Annotated in this window: 13 protein-coding genes and 1 pseudogene; 11 read left to right on the forward strand and 3 right to left on the reverse strand. The window is 37.5% G+C overall.

Annotated elements, in window-relative coordinates; translation table 11 throughout:
• The first annotated feature begins 13 nt into the window (after nucleotides 1-13).
• The gene (locus tag AC1DYB_RS20660; protein WP_477437623.1) at nucleotides 14-388 is read left to right on the forward strand and encodes a response regulator; all 375 of its coding nucleotides are present in this window, start codon (nucleotides 14-16) and stop codon (nucleotides 386-388) included.
• A gap of 18 nt (nucleotides 389-406) precedes the next feature.
• Here AC1DYB_RS20660 and AC1DYB_RS20665 read toward each other — a convergent pair whose 3' ends face one another.
• Nucleotides 407-979: a biliverdin-producing heme oxygenase gene (locus AC1DYB_RS20665; protein WP_477437625.1), complete on the reverse strand. Its 573-nt coding sequence runs from the start codon at nucleotides 977-979 to the stop codon at nucleotides 407-409.
• A 217-nt stretch (nucleotides 980-1,196) separates the two neighbouring features.
• Between AC1DYB_RS20665 and AC1DYB_RS20670 the strand changes: the two are divergent.
• The 6 genes and pseudogenes from AC1DYB_RS20670 to AC1DYB_RS20695 all read left to right on the forward strand — a co-directional run bounded on the left by AC1DYB_RS20670 (nucleotide 1,197) and on the right by AC1DYB_RS20695 (nucleotide 5,790).
• A pseudogene (locus AC1DYB_RS20670) lies at nucleotides 1,197-1,457 on the forward strand (TIGR03643 family protein).
• An 8-nt stretch (nucleotides 1,458-1,465) separates the two neighbouring features.
• Nucleotides 1,466-2,752, forward strand: a complete 1,287-nt coding sequence (locus tag AC1DYB_RS20675; RefSeq protein WP_477437627.1) for a DASH family cryptochrome — start codon at nucleotides 1,466-1,468, stop codon at nucleotides 2,750-2,752.
• Nucleotides 2,749-4,233 carry a cryptochrome/photolyase family protein gene (locus tag AC1DYB_RS20680; protein ID WP_477437629.1) on the forward strand — a complete coding sequence of 495 codons (1,485 nt, stop codon included), beginning with the start codon at nucleotides 2,749-2,751 and terminating at the stop codon, nucleotides 4,231-4,233. The genes AC1DYB_RS20675 and AC1DYB_RS20680 overlap by 4 nt, the downstream gene beginning before the upstream one ends.
• The gene (locus AC1DYB_RS20685) at nucleotides 4,230-4,367 is read left to right on the forward strand and encodes a DUF2256 domain-containing protein (RefSeq protein ID WP_477437631.1); all 138 of its coding nucleotides are present in this window, start codon (nucleotides 4,230-4,232) and stop codon (nucleotides 4,365-4,367) included. The genes AC1DYB_RS20680 and AC1DYB_RS20685 overlap by 4 nt, the downstream gene beginning before the upstream one ends.
• Before the next feature lie 628 nt (nucleotides 4,368-4,995).
• Nucleotides 4,996-5,220, forward strand: coding sequence for a hypothetical protein (locus tag AC1DYB_RS20690; RefSeq protein WP_477437633.1), 225 nt, complete (start codon nucleotides 4,996-4,998; stop codon nucleotides 5,218-5,220).
• A gap of 165 nt (nucleotides 5,221-5,385) precedes the next feature.
• The gene (locus AC1DYB_RS20695) at nucleotides 5,386-5,790 is read left to right on the forward strand and encodes a helix-turn-helix domain-containing protein (RefSeq protein WP_295718788.1); all 405 of its coding nucleotides are present in this window, start codon (nucleotides 5,386-5,388) and stop codon (nucleotides 5,788-5,790) included.
• Between the two features lie 117 nt (nucleotides 5,791-5,907).
• Here AC1DYB_RS20695 and AC1DYB_RS20700 read toward each other — a convergent pair whose 3' ends face one another.
• On the reverse strand, nucleotides 5,908-8,109 hold the full coding sequence (locus tag AC1DYB_RS20700; RefSeq protein ID WP_477437635.1) for a T9SS type A sorting domain-containing protein: 2,202 nt from the start codon (nucleotides 8,107-8,109) through the stop codon (nucleotides 5,908-5,910).
• Nucleotides 8,110-8,689: 580 nt separating this feature from the next.
• A complete protein-coding gene (locus tag AC1DYB_RS20705) occupies nucleotides 8,690-10,204 on the reverse strand; it encodes a glycosyl hydrolase (protein ID WP_295718795.1) in 1,515 nt (504 codons plus the stop codon).
• Nucleotides 10,205-11,805: 1,601 nt separating this feature from the next.
• Between AC1DYB_RS20705 and AC1DYB_RS20710 the strand changes: the two genes are divergently transcribed.
• The 4 genes from AC1DYB_RS20710 (at nucleotide 11,806) to AC1DYB_RS20725 (ending at nucleotide 18,921) form a co-directional block, all read left to right on the forward strand.
• Nucleotides 11,806-13,299, forward strand: coding sequence for a glycosyl hydrolase (locus AC1DYB_RS20710; RefSeq protein WP_477437638.1), 1,494 nt, complete (start codon nucleotides 11,806-11,808; stop codon nucleotides 13,297-13,299).
• A gap of 283 nt (nucleotides 13,300-13,582) precedes the next feature.
• Nucleotides 13,583-14,560 (forward strand): glycosyl hydrolase, encoded by a 978-nt coding sequence (locus AC1DYB_RS20715; RefSeq protein WP_477437640.1) that lies wholly within the window; start codon nucleotides 13,583-13,585, stop codon nucleotides 14,558-14,560.
• Nucleotides 14,561-14,564: 4 nt separating this feature from the next.
• Nucleotides 14,565-15,659 (forward strand): acyltransferase family protein, encoded by a 1,095-nt coding sequence (locus tag AC1DYB_RS20720; RefSeq protein ID WP_477437642.1) that lies wholly within the window; start codon nucleotides 14,565-14,567, stop codon nucleotides 15,657-15,659.
• Between the two features lie 208 nt (nucleotides 15,660-15,867).
• Complete coding sequence (locus AC1DYB_RS20725; protein WP_477437644.1) at nucleotides 15,868-18,921, forward strand: malectin domain-containing carbohydrate-binding protein; 3,054 nt, start codon at nucleotides 15,868-15,870, stop codon at nucleotides 18,919-18,921.
• Nucleotides 18,922-19,179: the final 258 nt, after the last annotated feature.

Raw genomic sequence — 19,179 nt, forward strand, 5'->3', positions numbered from 1 at the left:
GTATATTTTATATATGAATTCAACAAACCGCAAAATCATAATATTTGATGACGATGAATATGTTGTATCAATCTGCCAGTATATTTTAGAAGAAAATGGCTGGGAGGTTCATTTTTATACGGACTGTATTAATGCAATTGAGAAGGTTTCAGCAGTTATGCCTGATATCATCCTCATGGATAACTGGATTCCTGATGAAGGCGGAATTGTTACCACTCAACTATTAAAAAGTTCGCCTGCTTTAAAACACACACCGGTAATTTATTTTTTCGCCAATAATGATATCCAAGCTTTAGCCAATACTGCCGGAGCGGAAGCATTCCTGGCTAAGCCATTTGATCTGGAAGATTTAGAAAGGATTATTGAAGCTAATTTGAGAAAGGATTAGACCCAAGTCTTATTATAATTACAGTGTTTTATAATGAATATCAAACCATTCGCTAAATTTCTGAAAAGTTTGATTAGCGGAATTGATCACCTGTTCATTTGTCTCCGGTAAATTCAATTTATCTAGCGCAGATTTAAAAGAAGCCCACATCTTCATCGTATCATCCCCATACCCGTTAAAAAAAGAGGTAGCGTAATTTTCAGCAATACCTAATTGCTTACCCAGCATCTTCTTAATGATCTGGCCACCAAGCGTTGAACCTTCCATGACATATAAAGCACCTAAGGCTTCTGCCGTATTGGTAATGTTGGGCAAATGGTCATCACTGGCGAACATTGGAGTTTTGGCTTTAAGAATTAGCAGATCAGAGGATAGCAAAACCGCCTTCCTTCTTTCAATATAATCAGGCAATGTTTTAGCGCTGATATGTGGATTGATCAAATTTTCCAATCCACCAAAATAGCTGTAAAATAATTGCAGCAACAAAGCATAATCTAATACACTTTGCATAGACCGCATTTTACCGATCAATTTTTTTTCCAGTTCCTGGTGCTTAACTAAAGTTTGTTCTTTTAAATTTTCTGACAGCATGTGATACGGCTAAGGTAAAGGTTTTTGCTATCGTATCACTATCTTCTTCGGTTAAAAAGCGTAGCGGATCGTACGTCAGTTCACCATATAAAAATCTACAACTATGTTTCACCACGTCAAATCTCTACAATTCGATGCCAGGGTCTAAATTACAAGACAACTATAGTACGATATTATTTTAATTTACAGATATTGGTACTATATTGCACAAATACAATTGACATTACATTTCGAAGCTATTGATCGAATCGTTGAAATGGCCTGGGAAGACCGCACCTCATTTGATGCCATTAAGCTGCAATTTGGGATTAGCGAACAGCTGGTGATCAAATTAATGTGAAAGGAATTGAAGCCTTCCAGTTTTAGAATATGGCGGGAACGGGTACAAGAAAGAAAAAAACATGGCAGTGTATCCGGTAGATTCAAATGCGACAGTCAAAGTCAAATAAGCGGTAATAAGATCAGTAAAAGAAATTAATCACTTTAATGGACACAAAAAAGATTGCCCTTGTCTGGTTTAAAACAAACCTTCGCTTGCGAGATAATGAATGTTTAGTCAGAGCGATAGCTGAAAATGATTTCATCGTGCCGTTTTATTGCCTTGATGATTTACTTTTTGCAACAACCTCGTTTGGATTTAAAAAGACGGGAGATTTCCGGCTGAAGTTTCTGCGTGAAAGTTTGAGGCAACTAGAGAATGAATTAAGGAACTTAGGTTCCGGGTTAGTTTTATTGAACGGAAATCCCGAACAGGGGATTTTTAAATTAGCTGAAGATTATGATGCTCACCGTATTTATGCCGAAAAAGAACGTGCACCTGAAGAGTTGAATACGCAGCAGAAAGTAGCTGCTGAACTTTTAAAGTTAAACTGCACCTTTTTAACTTCTGAGTGCCGTAATCTGTTGGATACAACTGATCTGCCATTTCCAATTACCAACTTGCCCGAAGTATTTACCGAGTTTAGAAAACGAACGGAAAGGACGGTTGCCATCAGGCCCGTATTGCCGATACCAGTTTCTATAGCCTCTCCTGGTCTGCCTCCTATAAATTTAGCGCTGCTTCCGGATCTGGTGATCGCAGACCCACGCGCCGTTCTGCAATATCAAGGTGGTATGTTAGCAGCACATGATCGCTTGCGGCTCTATTTTTACGATACGCAGGCATTGTCATCTTATAAAGTAACTCGTAACGGAATGGTGGGTGAAAAGTATTCCTCCAAATTTTCTGCCTGGCTGGCATTAGGCTGTATTTCCGCAAGAGAAATTTATCATGCCATCAAAGCGTATGAAACTAACCATGGCGCAAACGAATCCACGTATTGGTTGTTCTTTGAGTTGCTGTGGAGGGACTATTTTGGATTTTGTATGGAAAAAAACGGACCACAATATTTTTTAAGGGCAGCAAACCAACAACTTAAAGCGGTTGATCCCAATAAATTCAACTCGGCGTTAAATAAATGGGTTAATGGCCAAACCGGTGTGAAATTTATAGACGCCAATATGATCGAATTAAAACTAACGGGTTTTATGAGCAACCGCGGCAGACAGAACGTTGCCAGTTATTTTTGTAATGACCTGAAGCTGGACTGGCGCTATGGCGCAGCTTATTTTGAGCAGCAACTAATTGACTATGATGTTTGTAATAACTGGGGGAACTGGGCTTATCTCGCAGGTGTAGGCCACGGTCCCAAAGCTAACCGGTATTTTAACATTGCCAAACAGGCTGCAACCTACGATCCGAATAACCTGTTTCAAAATCTTTGGTTGACATGAATCACTCCGCAACCCTTATTTTCCCTCACCAGTTATTCCAGCACCATCCGGCCTTGCAAAAAGGCCGCGTTGTCTATCTGGCAGAAGAGTGGTTGTTTTTCCGGCAGTATAATTTTCACTGCCAAAAATTGGTATTGCATAGGGCGAGCATGAAATTTTACGAGGACTGGTTGCAGCAACAGGACTATACCGTTCATTATATCGAAGCCAATACTCCGGAAAACGATTGCAGGCAATTAATGGCAACCCTGGCTGCTCAGCAAATCGATCAGGTTCATATGGCTGCGGTATCAGATGACTGGCTATTTAAAAGAGTGCAGCAGGCCTGTGATCAGAATGATATTTCGCTGCGCGTTTACGATAGCCCCAACTTTTTAAATACGACCGAAAGCACGGCCGATTATTTCAGCAAAAAGAAAACTTATTTTCAAACCGACTTTTATAAATGGCAACGGCAACAGCGTAGTGTTTTGCTGGAAAGTAATGGCCAGCCCATTGGCGGACAATGGACCTATGATTCGGATAATCGGCAGAAGTATCCTAAAAAAGAAAAAGCGCCGATAATTGAATTACCGGAAGAAAACAAATTCATTACTGAAGCGAAAGATTATGTTAAAACAAATTTTCCAGATAACTACGGCGATGCATGCACACCCTGTTTGTTTGTCGTTACCTTTGATGATGCCGCTCAATGGCTGGATGATTTTTTACGGCACCGTTTTGAAAAATTTGGTGTTTATGAAGACGCTATCGTTGCTCAGGAAACCGTGCTTAATCATTCCGTGTTAACACCGATGCTTAACATCGGGTTATTATTGCCCGGCCAGATTATTGAAGCGGCATTATCCGCTGCCCAAGACTACGATATCCCCTTGAATTCTTTAGAGGGATTTATTCGCCAGGTTATGGGCTGGAGAGAGTTCATCCACCTGGTTTACGAACGAGAAGGCGTTAAGCAACGTACCACCAACTACTGGAAATTTAAAAGAAAGATCCCGCATAGTTTTTGGACAGGCGATACCGGCATTGCGCCTATCGATATCACCATCAAAAAAATCTTAAAGACAGGCTATTGTCATCATATCGAAAGGCTGATGGTGCTTGGAAATTTTATGCAACTATGCGAGTTTGATCCCGATGATGTTTACCGCTGGTTCATGGAAATGTTTATTGATGCGTATGACTGGGTAATGGTGCCCAATGTTTATGGAATGACGCAATTTGCCGATGGTGGCCTGATGGTGACCAAACCTTATATCAGCGGCAGTAACTACCTAATGAAAATGAGTGACTACGAAAAAGGCGACTGGCAAAGAATATGGGACGGGCTTTTCTGGAGGTTTTTGCATGTTCACCGCAGCTTCTTTTTGTCCAATCCGCGTTTAGGCATGCTGATTAGCACATTTGATAAAATGAGTAGTGAAAAGCAACAATATCACTTAACGGCCGCCGAAAACTTTTTAATAAAATTGGATCAGTGAAGCAGGTAAATAAGCAAGATTTACCTGCCAAAACCTGCCCGGTTTGTAGCCGCCCTTTTTCGTGGCGGAAGAAATGGGCAAAGAATTGGGAAGAGGTAAAATATTGCAGTGAAAAATGCAGAAATAGCAAGTGATCTTTTAACGATCCATGTTTTAAATAAATAGGCAGTCAAAATCACCGAAACTTTTGGCCTTTCGGCAATAAGGCAATTGATGGGCGCTAGTTGCTATTTCCCAATACGTCCAACAGGCTGCTCCACGTTACAGCATAGCGGTCATTATCCAAGGTTTCATTGCGCGCACTGAACATGCTGTGCATGTACTGGCTTTGCTGCCAGTTAGCGTATGTTAATTTTCAAGTGCATCTTCAATATTCTGTGAGCCAAGGTATATGTTAGATGTAGCGTAAAGTTTACAAAATGACCTAATTTGCTATTTAGGGACGGAGTAATCAAGGTTTTGAAACGTACAGTTTATCATCCATGTGGACATCAACCGCCTTGATTGTGTATGGCTAATCATATGTTTGGTGAGCCTGTGTAGCCGAAAAGTGGCCCTGAGAAAGGAATTTTTAGCATTGAAAATCTCTATCTTTATAGGACGTAATTCACACATTGTTAACATTTTATATTAATAAAAGAAGATTATGATAAAATATAAACATTTAGGTATACTTTTTTTTATCATGGCTGACACATAAAATGCTTGTTTTATTATTGTGCCTGCCCTCAAAATTCATCACATAACTCTCAAACAATTATTATGAAAAACCTTTCACAAATTAAAGAAACCGACAAATTCAGGAGAATTGCGGTAGCCATCAAGGTCCGATGGAAAAGAAAAGCAGATGATCTCTTTAAAAAACAGAACACTCATTTATTTTGGCCGGCAATTAAAACCAAGCGAAAGTCGCTTTTTGAATTTAATGTAGCTGACCTTAATGTCTTTAAGTTTAGTGCAATTAGTATTTGGCCAATTAATGGCTAAGGCGAGATAGAAACAGTATTTTAAGCTTAATCATCACTATTGCGGCGAACTTGAAATTTACACATAAATTAAAACTATGAATTAAATTCAATTTCATAATAACTTAAAGGCCGCTGATGCTCATGGTTTAAGATCTTATTTTTTAAACTTTTAAATGATGCTCCTGTGGAAAAACATTACGGACAAATTGTGGAAATGCTGGTTAGAAAAAAAGGATTCAGCATTAGTGAAATCGCTCGTTTAACGCATGTTAATCGTAGATCTGTGTATAATTGGTTTAATCAGAAATATTTAAAAACAGAAATAATTTACAGAATTGGACTAATTCTTAAACATGACTTTTCTTCTGAATTCCCCAATTTATTTACTAAAGAAGATTTTGGAGAAATTCTTAATTACAAACAACCAGATAGCGATGATCCAATATTCTGGGAATTGCCGACGCATCATGTATGGAAAGACCGATACATTACACTTTTAGAAAACTATAATAAACTGCTTTTAGATTTTACAAAGCTTTACGCTTCTGACAATCAAAATGACGCATCACCCTCACAAATGCGGCAATAACATGTCATAATTAAAATGTTTCAATAGCATACAGGCAGTCTGAAGGTTGCCTGTATGCATATTTATCTGGTACAAGTTTGCAATACTTAAGAATTTGGCTTGGGGTTTGGCCTTCAATTATTCTATTATTACTTTACTACTATGTGTAATGCCTGAATAGGTAACATTTATGATGTAAATACCTTTAGGTAAAAATTCGCTGTTAATATTTATTTTATTTTCTCCGTTAACAACCTCAATTGTTTTTTTGTAAACCTTTAAGCCAGTAAAATTGGTAACGATCACCTCTCCGCGATGTGCTTTAGATGCATTGAACTTTAAATTTATAGCATTTCGTGCCGGATTTGGATAAACCAACAATTCCTCGGAAACTATATCTGTAGGCGCAGCAACTGAATCTGTTGAGATAAATTTTGCCTGTGCAGACTGAATAAAGGGCGACAAGCGGTTGCATGATATGGGGGTTTCCATACTGCCACCAGGCAATTGCCAGCTAACTGATAAATTATCACCGCCGGTATTTTCTTTTTGAAGGGCCTCAATATAATACCTGGTTCCGGCCTTTAAAGCTATAGGGGCGGATTTTTGAGTTGCATATTTATTATATTGCCTTGAATAAGTATAAGCGTTAACAGTAGCTATCTTCTTTTTTTGCGTTGTTGTAGCATCTGTACTTACCCAAAGTTCGGCTACATCATCGGCAGCTAAGAAAAAGGTGTAGTTACCATTTGCGGGCGCTGTAACGTACCCCCTGATGCGTACACCATAGCTATCGCCCGTGTTCAGTGGAGATTCAAATGAAGTTAGCCTGGTTGTAATAGTAGGATGATCGGGATAGTTTTTATTAGCAGTTAAATTACTTACCAGGTTACCAGGAATATTATTGTATTGCTCCCTGGTAACATATGATTGATTACCGCAGGGCGCAGGTATAGGCATTTCTACCTTCCATATCTTGGGCGACGAGCCACCGTATTCAAGTACATATATTATATTTCCCACCATTTCCGCATCTACGGGATTGTTAAATTTCCATGCTATGCGGTGAGTTTGTATTCTATAATTGTCAGTAACGTTATCATATATAAATTGTACATGAAGTAAATCCTGACCCGGGTCTGCAAATGGACCAATTTCCTTGGATGTATCTGAAACACCCGCCGTCCAGCCCAATAAAAAACCATGCCCTTTAAACTCATCTGTCAAAAGGCTATCTCTGTCAAACACAAGCCCTAGGGGCGACCGATGGCTTGTAAATGTGGTCATTTTTAGCCCCGTTCCGTTAGCATCCAAAATTTCGCCGGTTTTAGGATCTCTAACTTTATCAGCATCAGTACCGATATTTACAATTCCCGCTGTAAAAATGCGGTTAGGCTTCTTTGGATACGCCAGATCGTTATAAAAAAAACCTTTTTTTGCGCCGTTGCAATTGGGATTAAGTAATTTATCAGTAGCTGGGTTATATCCTGCAAATTGCATGGGCGTTTCATTGCCACCCAAATTCCACGGAAAGCCGTAAAAATGGCCCTGCCTTATCCAATTTAATTCGTCTGGATCGTCTCTGTCGCCTGAGTTTTCGCATCCGTACAAATTCCCGTCGGGCCCGAAAGCCAGATCAAAACTATTTCTCGTTCCATCCGCATAAAGATACCCCAACGTCGCCAATCTTGCCGAATCATTTGGCAACACCAGGTTTGACGAATTGATGGGAATTCTAAATATCGCAGACGTAAGGGGTTCTTCTCTCAAATCTGTTTTTAAGCCCTTCCTTGTCTGAATTTCGCCGTGATCAGTTCTGGATCCACTGCTGATAAAAAGATAGTTGCTGTCCGGACTAACTACTAATCCACTATACCCATGATTATAAGCGGTGTTGGTATAACCATATTTTTCGGTTGTCATGACCTGTGTCCAGCTTCTCTTTCCTGTATTCTGCAATGTACCCTTTACAATTTTGCCTTCATAACTAATGCTATCCGCATTTCGGTTACCTATCAGGAAAAGCGATTTTCCCTTAAATGCCAATCCCTGAAGCAATGTTATTCCATGATCTGTTGCTGTGGCTCTCAACACACTGGTGTAAGTGCCGTTGCTATTCATAACCTCATAAACATCTCCGTTTTGATTTACAAAAAACAAGTGGCCAGATACGGGATCTCGGGCCAGCCTTGAGCAGCCGGTTGGTACATCTAAAAGCTTGGTGACTTTTATATCAGTCCTGAGTGAAACTGGTAAACTTTGCGCCTTCACAGATTTGATCATTACAATTTCTGACACTAACAGAAATGCTAACTGTAGTAACTTTGTGCTGCGTTTCATGATAAAGGTTATTTAGATATATGCTAGCTTATGACCAGAAATGGTAACCCAGGGACAGCTTATAGTATCAAACATTGGCTTAAGGTAAATTCAAATATTTAAACTTATCGTAAATGTTTAGATTACTGCAAGTTATAACCTATAATACAAAAATTTAACAATTAGTAATTATTGTATATCCAACTGTGAAATATTGGCAAATTTTATTCTTTTTTAATCAACTCATAATTAAATTGATTTCTTTTATTGAAGGCTATCCCGGAAATCTTGCTGTATTGTTTTATTGATGCAAACGTGTCTAAAAAAAACAAAGCTCACGACCATTAAGGTGCGTGAGCTTCTGCATTTTTGTTAATCAATAACCCTATTAACTAACTGTGAAATCAACAAGCAACTTATTAATTTGTTTATAAAAACGTATTCCTAATACTACTATTTTAACAGTTATAGCTTATTCTACTTGTAAATAATTGAAATTATAACACAAAAAAATATTCTTTAAATAAGGAAAGAGGCTGCATCTATTGATGAACCAGCCTCTTTCAACCAAGTAATAAGTTTTTTTTAACCGGTTACTTTTCTATTTATTAGCTACAAAGGTTTGTGCTACTATTTTCATTGAATATTTATCATACATGGATGTCCATTTTAATAAACCAAAACTTTTCTCGGCCGACGCTCTCTCCGGTTCATCAAAAAGCTCATAGCATAACACTGCTCCTACTTTGGGATTTTTCTTCACTTTTTTTACAAAGTTGGATAAGAAATCGCTTTGAACTTGCTCAATATTAGCAACCGCATCCGGCCTTTGACCAACCTCTGTAAACCAGATAGGTTTATTAAACAAACTTGTCAGCTTTAATGAAATATCGGGTATTTTAATTCTTGTAGCTGTTGCTTCCATATCAGAATACCAATGCCATGCAACAATATTAAATTTATTCCCGTACGATATCATATACTGAAGGAAGTAGTAATGCAACCAACCTGCATCAATCATAGTTTGAGCAGTTGGCTGTATGGATTTAATACCATCATCCAAGCCTTTTAAGTAAGCCGCCGCTATTTTAAGCTTGTTGGCGTCATAGTCTGTTGATACGTCACCATTGCCTCCTTTAAGTACCTTATTGTCAATCTCATTACCCAACTCATAGTATTTAAAGTATCCGGCATTTTTAGTTGCGGTTTTTACACCAAGCGATTTCCCGGTAGCATAAGCGCTGCTTTCGCTGGCAGAAAAATCAAGGCTTGTGGTATTAATCATCGGCAAAATTGTAACACCGTTGGCCGAAGCCGCCTTATAAAGTGGCAAAAAGATATTTGAAAGCGGGATGGAACCGTCGGAATTGATGTTAATATTTTGACGGTAACAGCTCATCCCCATTTTAGTTAGTAGTGATATTTGATCTTCCTGGCTAACTGTCATGTAAGCCGGCAATCCTAATGAGTGTCCGTTAACACCTAACATAAAAGAATTGGTACTGCCGGTTGTTTCATCTGATGGTGTGGCAATAGGCGCTGATGTTTTAACTTTAGCTTTAGCAAAAACAAAATATTGATTTAATATGCCTGCAGCACCGCTCGCATTAGCACCGCCAAGTTTTACAGTGCCTGCATCAAAAACTTTACTGTATAGTGCATAATAGGTAACTTTTGAGTCATTCAGAGAAACCGTGGCTTTAAGCTTTGTCCAGGCTTTTAACCAGGTTGGTAAAGATGTTGCTCTCGGATCGAAGGCAACGTAAACCGTTGAAGCTTGACTCAAGTTAAAAGACATGTAAGACGATGAGGCGTTACTCTTATCGGCATTGGCCGTTTTGATCATGTCAAGATTAGCGAGGGAATCAGGTACGCCTGTAATGGCATAATTCCGGTCAATGTAGTAGGCTGAACCTTTTATTAAAACAGATACTTGATTAGTTAAACCGCTTGCAACAACTACATTGCTAATGACGGATGAACTGGTTGCGGAGGTTGCAAAACTTGTAGTTGCATTGTTTGACAGTGTTAAATCTGGGCTGGTAGCTTCCTTTTTACAAGCAGAGAATGAAAAAGCAAGCGCAGCAAAAAGGGCAATTCTTTTTGGATACGACATGAATTTAATATTTTAATCAATAGTTAATTTCTGCTCTTAACGGGAGAATTAACGTCTTAGTTACATTTTTTCTTTTGTTATTTTTTAATCAACTGAACCTCAACTGATTTCTTTTCAATTTTTACAGAAAAAGGCTCATTCTGATCATTTTTATCAATCAATTTAAATTGTCATTGTATTATTTTAGCGTTTATTGTTAATTTATTTAACCCAATGCTATATTCATGAAACAAAAAAGCATCGCCAAGTCAATCAAGTCGAATTTGATAGCAATAAGCGTTAAGAAAACGTCAATAACCTTCCAAATCTTATACGCGAAGACAAAAAATAAACAATTTGATTGATTATTGAGAAAATAACACAAAAAAATGCTATATTTTGGTTAGATAAGGGTTTTTTGTCATTAAATTGTTAGAAATATAGATACGAAAATTGCGATATGAGTTATAGTTAAGGCAATTTAAACCTATAATTAATAACAAAACTAAAACCCATCTGTTTAATTTACAGTTATTTACCACAATCGGCGAACATGAATAAATTAACAGAAAGCGCAAGTAAAGTTTTAAAAAATAATAGCTTCCTAATGAAAGGAGATTGCGAAATTATACCCTATAAAAGTGGCAAACACACCAAACTGATATTTAAAATAAATGGGGAGATACGAAACATTGAATTTTACTTTTCAACTTCGGAACTAAAATTGATATTTGATCTGATAGAAAATCTTTAATTATTTTAACATCCCTCCTTTTTTGAGATGTAGATTAATGTCATGTAACTCAACGAGATCAAATTTTTATATGTTTTCTTTCTAAATGAAAATGGCTTCTCTCTTAAAATGGCCAAATCACATAAGCCTTTAATTTTGCTTTTCCATATTTGAGAAACCTTTCAAAGCAAAAACTTGCGATAGGATATTTGCGTATCACTATCGTATAGACGTACTCATTGGCAGATTTTGCGAATGTTGTTATCTATCTATCAATTCGCAGCCAATAATTATACTAAAAAGTTGACTCTCAATAAGTTCATACTTTTTTACAACTTTTTATCGTTTCACACCCAACTAACATTTTTGATAAAAAAAAATATCACTTTTGCGCCATATAGCGTTTTGAGGTTTCAAAAGAAAATGCTGTCATAAAAATTAGGTTGAGCCGAATAAAGGTTTATCAATAATAAAGAGATAAAGCAGCCTTAAGGGGATAACTTATAAATGTATAGTACTTATTCTTAGAATATCTAATACCATTAAAAAATAACTGATATTCATTGGAACAACAAAGATTAATCTGGATAAAAAACAAGAATATTATATTGTAACAATACTGATAATAACGTTCAATTTAAAGTGGTTTTGATTCCTTAACGAAAAAAATGTCGTTTTTTTTCGTTAAGGAAAAATCACTCCTCAAAAAGCGATAAACCGCTTATATACAAATAGTTTTAGCCTACAACCTATTGTTTTAAAATGATTGTTTTTTGATATAATTTCAAATTATCAATCGATTTAATACAACTTTTTAACATTTTTTAACGTTAAGTTTCCACAAATGCATTTTTATTAACTTTTAAATAACCCTATTAAAACAACTCAAATGAAGCTTTTTAAAAAAACTATCATCGCGAGCTCCTTATTATTGACACTTTTTTCATGTAATAAAGAAAATAATATTACGCCCGCTCCAGTCCCGGAAAGCCCTTCGACGATCGACGCTGCATCGTACATGAGCTTTGCAGCAACATCCTCGGCCCTCGTTACAAATGTCAAATCAGGAACGTCAAAACCCTATCTAACACAAACGGTAGCTGCAAACGCCGTTTATTACACCGACAGAACTTATAAAATCACTTCTGTTCCTTCTGTTTTATCAGGAGCTACCTTGATTAAAACTGCTTGCGATGATAAAACCAACAAAACTTCCAGCCTCAGTTTTACATTAACAACTTCAGCTACCGTTTACGTAGCTTACGATTCACGTGCAACTATCATACCAGACTGGCTCAGCGACTGGACAAAAACAAATACTGAAATTCCCGTTACAGACAACGTTTCTTCTTTAGAAATATACAGCAAAACATTTGACGCAGGAACCGTTACACTTGGCGCCAATATGGCTTCGCCGGCATTAAATGTAAGCTGCCAATACATTGTTTTGGCTAAGGCATCAACATTATCGTCTGCCCCTTCAACATCAGGCTTAATGCTGGGTGTTAATGGCCATTCATTAAGTATTAAAGCCTATTTATCCGTATCGGTGGCTCAGCAAATAGCAATGATGAAAAAAATGGGGATGAAAGTTTATCGTCAGGATATTGTTTTCAATGCTGATGGTTCAATTCCGTCATGGACACCATTTGATGAGCTTTATGCAGCTGCCAGTGCTGCCGGTATAACAATTTTGCCGATGATTAACACCAGAACTTTAGATTTTAAGAAAACAGAAAGTCAATCATACACAGCCGGGAAAACATTAGGAACTAACATTGCCGCAAAAAACTCAAAATATTTTAAATATTACGAACTAGGTAATGAGCTTGATAATCGTGTAATTAAGGCGGCAAGTAATGGAAATCTTACTACAGATTATAATGCAAAAGATTTTAAAATATTGGCTGCCTATTTAAAGGGCATGGATGATGGTATAAAATCAAAACAACCAACAGCACAAACCATGGTAGATGCAGGTTGGGTTCATTATACATTTTTGCAGATGCTACAATCATATGGTGTAAAGTTCAACATCATTGCCTACCACTGGTATTCTGATATGGAAGGCGCTGCCAAAAGTAAGGGCATTCCAGATATCACCCAAAAGCTTTCAAGCCTATTTACCCAACCAATTTGGTTTACGGAAGTTGGCCAGCGTTATAAAAAGATAGCGAATTTTGAACAAATACAAAGCGACTTTACCGGATCGTTTATAAAAAAATGTAAGGCAAATTCACAAGTGAAGTCTTTGCAGTTTTATGAACTTATAGACCAACCAGACCGGGTTGCAATTGAAGGTAACTTTGGCTTTGTTAAGTGGACTATTCCATACGTTAAATGGGCATATAAACTTTCGGCACAAGACCTATTTGTAAACTAAAAATTAGCTTTTTTGCATTTAAAAAGAAGAGTGTGTAAAAGCACTCTTTTTTTATGTCCGATATTTTATTTGGAATTTACCCGGATTCTGTGATGCCAGTTCGAACTTACTTTAATAACCTATCATGGCATTACACACTATTCCACACTTTTTTACCATCTAAACCTGGTTCCCATATTAAGCTTTCTTAAAAGCATATATTAGCTAAGCTGCATCAATAATGTAATCAGCAAAATATAGTTTCTACGGTATGCTATTAACAAAGGCTATAATATGTTCGTACTTGCTTATATTTTTATCAACAAGTGGAATAGCCCAAATATCCAATAATTCTTTTCGTTGGGGAGTAAATGGTCATCCGCTTACCCAATCCGACTACAACAAAACAACCTGGGATAAACAGATATCTTTTTTAAAGGAATTAAATTTAAATACATATCGTGTTGATGTAATGCTTGATACCCAAGGCTTACCCAAAAATGAATATTCATTTCAAGAACTTAATAGCAAGCTAAACTCAAATTCAATTAGCATGTTCCCCGTGCTCATCATCACCGGGTTATCTGGTTTGGATGCCGGCCAGATATACACACAATGTTATAATCAGGGCAAAACCTTTGGATTAAAATATGGCAACAAATTTCCATGGCTGGAAGTAGGCAATGAGGAAGACAATAAAGTAATAGCATCAGGAAATGGCATAAAAGCATCTGATTATAATGATCAGAAAATACCGAATGTTATGGCCAAACTTAAAGGCTTTATTGATGGGTTAAAATCTGTAAGTCCGGATATTAAAGTAAGCATTTCTTTTGGTTGGGTTCACTTCTACTACCTGGAGTTGTTAAAGCAAAATAATGTGAACTATGATATTATTGGCTACCACTGGTATTCAAACATGGGTGGCGGTGATATTACAAACGTTCATACGCCTTTTGTATCCGGCAATTTATTAAAATCTGTTAGTGATAAGTTTAATAAAGATATTTGGATCACCGAATTCAATTATTACAGAGGAACCAAAAATGGCGACTATACCAAGCAAGCCGATTATATAAGTCAAAGTATAAAATCCATTATCTCACAAAACATCATCAAAGGCTTTTTCATATACGAGTTGTTTGATCAGTCGGCATCAGGTCAACGGTCTCCTAACGAAGCTAATTATGGGCTGGTTATGAAACAAGATGCAAATCCTGATTATACAAAAAAGGAAGTATACACACGTTATCAATCGTTGATTAATGATTACAAAAAATAATAACATGACAAAGACACCGGTAAATAGACTTCAATGGGTTGATTCGCTTCGCGGCTTAGCCGCTGTAGCTGTTGTGGTTGTTCATTTGTTTAACAAATCGAGACGATTGTATCCACATGATTCATTTTTCAGTTTGGATGGCATTCCTGGATTAATCATTAATGACTTTTTAAACTGGGGTAAAATTGGAGTTGTTGTGTTTTTTTTTGTGAGTGGTTATGTAATACCCTACAGTTTAAATAACAGAACCTTAGATGAGTTTGCTATTACGCGTTTTTTTCGTTTATACCCTGCTTATTGGGTTTCAATAATATTATCAGTTATTTTTGTTGGCGTACCTTCATTACTGGTATTACTCACAAACATTACCATGTTTCAAAGATTTGTAGGCGTAGCCGATTTAAATGTTGGTTATTGGACTCTACAAATTGAACTGATATTTTATGTTATTTGTGCTTATTTGTTTTACAAAGGGTTGCTGTACAATGCCAAAACAATTGTTAAAGGCTTTTACCTTTTCCTGGTGGTTGCTGTTCTTTTATCCGTAGTACGATATTTCACCGGGCTAAAATTACCGGTTGCTGTTCCTGTTTCGCTCAATGTAATGTTTTTAGGTTTAATGGCCAGGAAGCTTAGCAACAATGATGAGATTTTTACGCGTAGCTATATTTTAAAGCATGTAGCAGTATTTGTGGTAACATTGTTACCAATTTGTTTCTTGGCTTATAACAAAGATTATGGCTATGATGAAAAATGGTATAAATATTTTTCATCTTATATTACCGCGGCAGCTTTCTTTGCCCTGTTTTTTCACTACAAATGGAGCAATAAGGCATTCGCCTTTTTGGGCGCCATTAGTTATTCTCTTTATTTACTTCACCCTGTTGTAGGGTTTGGTGCAATGAAATATATAAGGAACATATTTCCGCATATATCATCACTTAATTACATACTGTTATTTATGCTCTTTTCAATAATTTCAGCACTCCTGTGCTATTATTTAATTGAAAAACCAGCCATTGCTATCGGGAAATCATTTATAAAGTCGAGAAAAAAACCTTCCATAGTAATACAGGCCACTGCAGCTGTCGAACCCTAATATTGCTGGCATCGCACCTATTCGCCTGTCAGTTGTTAACTGTAAATTGATTTAATATCGCAATATTAACTTTTGGTATACACAATTTCCCAAAGTATGCACAACAATAAATGTGTATCTGCTTTGGGTTGTAAAAGGGCTTATCTTTAATAGAAGAATTTGTTGCTTTCTGCGCCGGTTCTGATTGATATTAATATACCTATCAATTATGAGAAAAATCACTTGGGTTTGTTATGCCAAAGCTGCGTATACATTAAAGCCCTTCATTAAATTTGCACATATAATCCTGATAATCAATTTAATGACAGGATTGTCCTTTGCTAAGACCAATACGCGTCCGGCTTTTACAACAATAAACATTGCATTTTTACCGTCAACCTCCACAGCACCTGCTGGCTACCTGGCCGATAATGGTTTAGCCTACAGTTCAACCAGGGGTTATGGCTGGGTAAATCCAACAACAAAAGCAGCACAATCAATGACTGCAAATATGCGTATACGTACGGGTACGAGCGCCAAACAATTGCTTGGCCTTGTTCAAATGCAGGCCTCAGACAAAGACCAGTTGCCCGGCACATGGGAATATGCAGTACCTAACGGCAAATACAGGGTGACAATTGGTGCCGGCGACGAAGGGTATTTTGATAGTGATCATCAAATAAATGCCGAGGGCTTGCCCGTTATTTCCGATTTGATTACCAGCTCAGTCGCCAAACACAAAGTTGCTATAGCCGTGGTAACCGTTTCAGATGGCAAGCTTACTATTGATGCCAACGGCGGTATAAACAGTAAAATGAATTTTATAACAATTGCTGATTCCGGCACTGTTACAGATACAGCTGTGCCAACTGCAAGTTTAAGATTAGTTGGTTCAACTCAATCCGCAGGTGTTTATACTGATCAGGCACAAGTATTTATAACAGCCACTGATAACGGTAACTCGGGCCTGGCTCAGGTACAGTATTCAATCAATGCTGCAGCTTATGTTAATTTCATGGCTCCATTTACCTTAAATACAGCCGGCAATTACACTATAACTATAAAGGCTACAGATGCAAATAATAATCAATTTATAACTGCTGCTTATAAATTTAGCATAGTTAGCAGCGCGGGTCAAAAAACACCGGGCGTTTACATGGTTTTGAAAAATCCCGACGGCTTCCCTGGTGATGACCAGCTTGTTTTTTCATTAATACAAACGCCCTGGAGGCGCACGAGTCCCGATACTACACCCTATAACTTAAATCATGACAATATAAAACTCAGAGTCAATAATAAGGGAACAGGAAAACTTACTGTAAGTAATTTGAAACTGTCTAATCCTGGCTCATGGAAGATTACAGCAATTAATACGGATAGTACTGCAAAGTTACCCTTTAGCGTTAATTCTGAAGCTTTTACAGATGTAACCGTAAAGTTTATAGCTAAAAATGCCGCTTCGAGGATCAAAATCTTTAGCGATACATTAACAATAGTTAGCAATGACAGTATTGCACCGGTAAAGAAAGTTGGGCTTCACGGCATTTGGCAAATAGCAGGCGAAGGCTTAAATGAACCTTATGCCCAGCAGATTATACAAGCATTCGGTTTAGGAACAACCACGGGTTATGCCCATGATGATGGCAATATAAATGGAACAACAATAGTGCCGAGCTCAAGTGAAGTGAAAGCAGATTATTTTGTAATGGCCGATCCCTCAAAACCAGTAACGGTCCGTCAATTAGCGGCCTATCATGGGTGTTGTGCAGCAACAGAAGCTATTCGGTATTTTACTAAAGGATCTTCATCTACCAAAATGGTTTTTACGCATAATAATCTTTATGGTCAATCTGTAGTACCCAGAATTTACGGTAGTAATACTATCCCTTCGGTTGGAACCTTCACCATTACCGGCTCATTCGGTTTTAAAGCTGGCAGTGCCTCATCAGATAGGACCCAAAACGTTAATGGACTTATAGGTATGAGAATTTTAAAGGCAATAGATGCTGCCGGAAATGTAATACCAAACGCCTATTTGTTGGATTGTGATTACCTGGGTACACAGTTTACCAATTACGATTACCAGGACAATGTATATTACGTTGAAAACATTATGCCCGAATCGGGATCAAAACATCATGCCGATCTGGCCGCGCTTCCGAATACGGCTATTAACTTTACGCCATCTTTAACAGGAACCTCTTCATCTATTAGTGTTACGTTAAAGAATACGGGAATAAATTATCCCGATAGCTCAACTGATGGCGCAATAACATTACAAAGCTTACAAATTGTAGGGCCCAATGCCAGTGAATTTTCGGCAGGAACGTTTGCAACTACATCGTTGGCAACACAGGCCACAACCGCAATAACTGTAAAATTCACCCCCAATAGCGTAGGTATAAAAAATGCGGCGTTATTAGTGAATTACAAAAACGGAACGTCGCCGCTGCGGATCCCTTTGTATGGAATTGGCAACACCTCTACATCTACAGTAACTGCTTTGAAAAGAATAAAAGGAGGATCCGATGCTGCTGTCACGATTGGCGGAAATACTTATGAGGCAGATGCTACTTATAGAAAAGGGTCTATAAAACTGGATAAACAGGTTATAGCCAGCGGTGTAGCCGGTACAGATATAGATTTATTATATCAAACATACTTATCGGCCAATGCGGAACTGGCACAAACAAGTTATGAAATCCCTATCGCAAATGGCAATTACCTGGTACGGATGCATTTTGTAGAAAATTATTGGACAGCAGTTGGTATGAGGGTATTTCATATTGCGATGGAAAACAAACAGGTGCTCAACAATTTCGATATTTATAACGAAGTAGGTTACCGTGCCGCGCTGGTGAAGGATTTTAGTACAACAGTGGCAGATGGGAGTTTAAGCATTAAATTTGACCCTACAGCCAACCGGGTGGGCATTGCTGCTGTTGAGATATTCCAGGTGAAAACTACCGCAGGCGCATCAGCCTTATCTGCTAACGCTACCGACAGCCTGGCGGAAAAACAACGAACAATTACGGTTTATCCTAACCCCAATAATGGCGCTGCATTCTATTTAAACGCTAATAATTTCCAAAAGTCAGAAAAAGTAACATTATCTGTTACAAGCATGTCTGGTAGACTGTTGCAGAAACAGACATTTGTTACTGATGAAACTGGTGCTGCTAATACACTAATTAAATTAAATAGCAGTTTGGGTAAAGGAGTTTATATTATAACTGCAGAGTCTCAAACAGGAGTTTTAAGCTCAAAACTATTAGTTGAATAATATCCTTTCGCTTATTAAATAACTTTATTACCTTTTTGCATCATCCCCTGCTTTACTAAAGAAGAAAAATGCCGGCTTTCGTCATGTTTAATTTATGAAGAAACAAAAAACGGCAACCAATAGCCTGATATCTGCTATTGGTTGCCGTTTTTGTGTTATTTAAAATAACAGTTAATTCGGGCAAGTAATTTTGATGATGGTAAAACAATCAAGCGTGTACCATATTCCTTAGTGAGAATTAAACGTCAGTTTGCAGCT

The sequence above is a fragment of the Mucilaginibacter sp. P2_A4 genome, from assembly GCF_056405015.1.